At 34.4% G+C, this 4,115-nt stretch carries 4 protein-coding genes; 3 read left to right on the top strand and 1 reads right to left on the bottom strand.

All coding sequences use genetic code 11. The annotated features are described in order from the left end of the window. The 3 genes from WBN21_RS16510 to WBN21_RS16500 all read left to right on the top strand — a co-directional run. Window positions 1-1,765, top strand: a 1,765-nt coding sequence (locus tag WBN21_RS16510; RefSeq protein ID WP_424202229.1) for a penicillin-binding transpeptidase domain-containing protein, incomplete at its 5' end; no start/stop codon positions are given. A 162-nt stretch (window positions 1,766-1,927) separates the two neighbouring features. After that, the gene (locus WBN21_RS16505) at window positions 1,928-2,638 is read left to right on the top strand and encodes a CoA transferase subunit A (protein WP_424202227.1); all 711 of its coding nucleotides are present in this window, start codon (window positions 1,928-1,930) and stop codon (window positions 2,636-2,638) included. 86 nt (window positions 2,639-2,724) lie between these two features. Further along, window positions 2,725-3,378 carry a CoA transferase subunit B gene (locus tag WBN21_RS16500; protein ID WP_424202225.1) on the top strand — a complete coding sequence of 218 codons (654 nt, stop codon included), beginning with the start codon at window positions 2,725-2,727 and terminating at the stop codon, window positions 3,376-3,378. A 296-nt stretch (window positions 3,379-3,674) separates the two neighbouring features. On the opposite strand, the gene WBN21_RS16495 is transcribed toward WBN21_RS16500, so the two are convergent. Then, window positions 3,675-4,115: ATP-binding cassette domain-containing protein (locus WBN21_RS16495; RefSeq protein ID WP_424202223.1), on the bottom strand; the 441-nt coding region annotated here is incomplete at its 5' end.

The following is a 4,115-nucleotide window of genomic DNA, read 5'->3' as shown; positions in this document are numbered from 1 at the left end:
TTCAAGAATTTATTTCGGAAAAGAACCAAAAGATTTAAACATTAAAGAATCTGCCATGTTGGTGGGAATGTGCCAAAATTCTTCTTTTTATAACCCACGACCACATAGAAACCCAGTTGGAGTTAAGAATAGACGAAACGTGGTATTAGCTCAAATGGGAAAATATGGATTCATTAATCAGACTATTAAAGATTCATTACAAAAAACTGAGCTAGATTTAAATTATTCTCCAGAATCTCATCGCGAAGGAATAGCTACTTATTTTAGAGGGTATTTAGATGGTTTTATGAAAGAATGGATAAATGATAATCCTAAACCAGACGGTTCAAAATGGAACTTATATAATGACGGATTGAAAATATATACTACTATTGATTCGCGCATGCAAACTTATGCTGAAAAGGCAGTTCAAGACCATATGTCAAGGTTGCAAGCTGAGTTTTTTCATCAAAATACGCCAAAAAGAAATCCAACAGCTCCGTTTTTAGAACTTGAAAAAGAGGAGATTGAGGCACTTTTAAGCCGCTCGATGAAACAATCAGAACGTTGGAGGCATATGAAATATGATTTAAAAAAATCGGATAAAGAAATAAAAGACTCGTTTGAAAAGGCAACAAAAATGACTGTTTTTGAATGGAAAGATGGCAATGCGTCTGAGGTTGATACGCTAATGAAACCTATTGACTCTATACGCTATTATAAGTCGTTTTTAAGAACAGGCATGATGTCTATGAATCCACAAACTGGCCATGTAAAAGCATGGGTTGGTGGTATTAATTACAGGCATTTTCAATATGATATGGTAAAACAAGGTAAACGTCAAATAGGGTCTACATTCAAACCTTTTGTTTATACTGCGGCTATCGATCAATTGCACTATTCTCCATGCGACGTGTTTCCAGATGTACCCTATTGTATAGAGGCTAATAAATACGGAAACCCTGAAGAATGGTGTCCAAAAAATTCTGGCAATAATTATGGAGGAACACGCACTTTAAAGAATGCTTTAGCCAATTCTGTAAATACAGTTACCGCACAATTAATAGATAAAGTGGGTCCACAAACGGTTGTTGATTTAGCGAAAAAGTTAGGGATAGAATCTGAAATGCTTCCAGTACCTTCTATAGCTTTAGGAACACCAGATATTAGTGTTTATGAAATGGTTGGGGCCTATTCAGCCTTTGCTAACCACGGGGTATATACAAAACCTGTTATGGTAACAAGTATTGAAGATAAAAACGGAACTATTTTATATCAATTTAAACCAAAAACACGAGACGTTTTAAGTGAAGAAACTGCCTATGTAGCTGTTAAACTAATGGAAGGTGTAACCCAAGTTGGCTCAGGTGCAAGATTAAGACACAGTTGGGCTAAAAATATACCTGAATACAAGGAGGTTATTACAGGTTATCCTTATGAACTTACTAATCCTATTGCTGGAAAAACAGGTACAACCCAAAACCAAAGTGATGGATGGTTTATGGGAATGGTGCCAAATTTAGTTACGGGCGTTTGGGTTGGAGCTGAAGATAGAGCTGTTCATTTCCCTACCATTACTTACGGTCAAGGTGCAGCCATGTCATTACCAATTTGGGGATTGTATATGAAGAGCTGTTATGCGGATGAAGAATTAGACATATCAAAGGAAGATTTTGTAGCTCCAGATAATTTATCTATCAATGTATCTTGTTCAGAGCAAACAAGTACTTCGGATTCGGAAGAAGAAACTGAAGAAGATACACCTGATGATTTAGATTTCGGGTAGTATTAAAATTTGGTGATAAAATTTAAAAACCATTCCAGAAGGAATGGTTTTTTATTTCTCAAAAATTTAGGCATATCCTTCAATAATTCGTAATTTTAATAAACTTATTTCTAGTTAAAATCAAAAACTGAAAATAGGTTCAAATGCAAAAACTGAATAATAATGATTAACAAAAAAGTGGCTGATGTTCAAGCAGCATTAAAAGGCGTTTCAAACAACATGACTTTTATGTTTGGAGGTTTTGGCCTAAGCGGAATTCCTGAAAATGCCATAGCTGAATTGGTTAAACTTGGTGTAAATGGACTAACCTGTATTTCAAATAATGCAGGGGTTGATAATTTCGGATTAGGGTTATTACTTCAAAAAAAGCAAATAAAAAAAATGGTATCGTCATACGTTGGTGAGAATGATGAGTTTGAGCGACAAATGCTTTCGGGAGAGTTAGATGTTGAGTTGATTCCTCAGGGTACTTTAGCAGAACGTTGTAGAGCCGCTCAAGCAGGTTTTCCTGCAATATATACACCGGCAGGCTTTGGAACTGAAGTTGCAGAAGGCAAGGAAACAAGAGAGTTTGATGGAAAAATGTACGTTTTAGAGCATGCTTTTAAAGCGGATTTTGCTTTCGTGAAAGCTTGGAAAGGTGATGCAGCCGGAAACCTAATTTTTAAAGGTACAGCCAGAAACTTTAATCCTAATATGTGCGGTGCCGCAAAAATTACAGTTGCTGAGGTTGAACAAATGGTTCCTTTAGGTGAATTAGACCCGAACCAAATTCATATTCCAGGGATATTTGTACAACGTATTTTTCAAGGAAAAGTTTATGAAAAACGAATTGAACAACGAACGGTGAGACCAAAAAGTACTTCAAGTTAAAAGCGCCTAAAGTGCACTAAAGTTAAACCTAAAATTAGGTGAGTAACTTAAAACTTTAAATACTTATTAACTTATAACTTTAACAGATGTTAGACAAAAACGGTATAGCAAAACGCATAGCTAAAGAAGTTCAAGATGGATATTATGTAAATCTTGGAATTGGTATTCCTACGCTTGTGGCTAATTATGTTAGAAATGATATTGAGGTTGAATTTCAAAGTGAAAACGGCGTTTTAGGCATGGGTCCTTTTCCTTTTGAAGGTGAAGAGGATGCTGACGTAATTAACGCTGGAAAGCAAACCATAACTACTTTGCCAGGAGCAAGTTTTTTTGATTCTGCATTAAGTTTTTCAATGATACGAGGCAAACATGTTGATTTAACCATATTAGGTGCTATGGAAGTGTCTGAAAATGGCGATATAGCCAATTGGAAAATCCCTGGGCGTATGGTAAAAGGTATGGGTGGTGCTATGGATTTAGTTGCAAGTGCAGAAAATATTATTGTTGCCATGATGCACACTAATAAACATGGGGAATCTAAACTCTTAAAAAAATGTAGTTTGCCTTTAACTGGTGTTGGATGTGTAAAACGAATAGTTACTAATTTGGCAGTTATTGAAATAACACAAAAAGGTTTCAATTTATTAGAACGGGCACCAGGAGTTTCAGTAGAAGAAATTAAAAATGCTACAGAAGGCACATTAATTATTGAAGGTAATATCCCTGAGATGGATATTTAGAAAAATACGCAATTACTATTGTATGAAAAATCGATAAAATGTTAAATTAAATTGCGTTTTATCGATTTTTTATGTTTTTTAACGAATGTATTGAAAATGTATGCTATATTAGCAGTCCCCAAAAAAACCAAACAATATAGATTTCCCCAAATCTACCATAAACTTAATAACCGATGAGTATTGCAACAAATCTACCTGAATTACCTACAGATAACGAAAGCAAATTCAAAGAAACTGTAAAACAGAATTTACAGTTTTTTAAAAGCTTGGTTTATTTAACAAAAAAGATATTCATGCTATAACCCTTTGGGTATAGCATGAATTAGCTTTTTTGTGTATTCTTTTTTCGGGCTATTATAGATGGTGTCAGCATCATCTAATTCTTCAATTTTACCTTGATTCATAACCAACAATTGGTCTGACATATATTTAACAACAGCCAGGTCGTGAGATATAAATATATAGGTAAAACCAAAATCTTCTTTTAGTTCATTTAGCAAATTTAAAACTTGAGCTTGAACAGATATATCCAGAGCCGAAACCGATTCATCACAAACTATTAATTTTGGTTGTAATGCAATGGTTCTAGCAATTCCAATACGCTGACGTTGTCCACCAGAAAACTCATGAGGGTATCTATTAAAATAATCTTCAGATAAACCTACTCGATTTAAAATATCAATCGCTTTTTCTTTTCTTTCAAAATCAGTTTCATAAAGTTTATGAACTTTCATAGG

The organism is Algibacter sp., assembly GCF_049667265.1.
Taxonomy (GTDB): Bacteria; Bacteroidota; Bacteroidia; order Flavobacteriales; family Flavobacteriaceae; genus Algibacter_B.
This window is presented reverse-complemented; position numbering and strand designations above follow the sequence as displayed.